Below are 257 nucleotides of genomic sequence, written 5' to 3'. Positions count from 1 at the left end.
CGCGACGCTGACCTTCGCCGTCGACCTGCTGGGCATTGCTCCGTCAAACGGAACAGGAGTCAACACGGACCTGCGCGTCTCAAGCGTCGGGACCGGCGACGTCCGTCTGGTCACGGGGACCGGCCTGGCCGATGTCGGCCGGCAGGGGGGCTGCGTCGATAGCGTGCAGGCCAAGGGGGATGGCCTGATCCGCGGCGTCATCCCGAGGGAGGAGCCGGGCCTGGAGCCGTGGGTCAGGGCCCCCCAGGCCGCGGGGG

General features: G+C 72.4%; 1 pseudogene. It reads left to right on the top strand.

The features are described 5' to 3' along the window. Positions 1-257, top strand: a pseudogene (locus tag ACQG3P_RS20450) (hypothetical protein); the annotation flags it as partial.

It is taken from the genome of Stenotrophomonas sp. SrG (assembly GCF_050031795.1).
GTDB classification, from domain to species: domain Bacteria; phylum Pseudomonadota; class Gammaproteobacteria; order Xanthomonadales; family Xanthomonadaceae; genus Stenotrophomonas; species Stenotrophomonas rhizophila_A.
The sequence above is the reverse complement of the archived record's forward strand: the minus strand, read 5'-3'. Positions and strand labels throughout refer to the sequence as shown.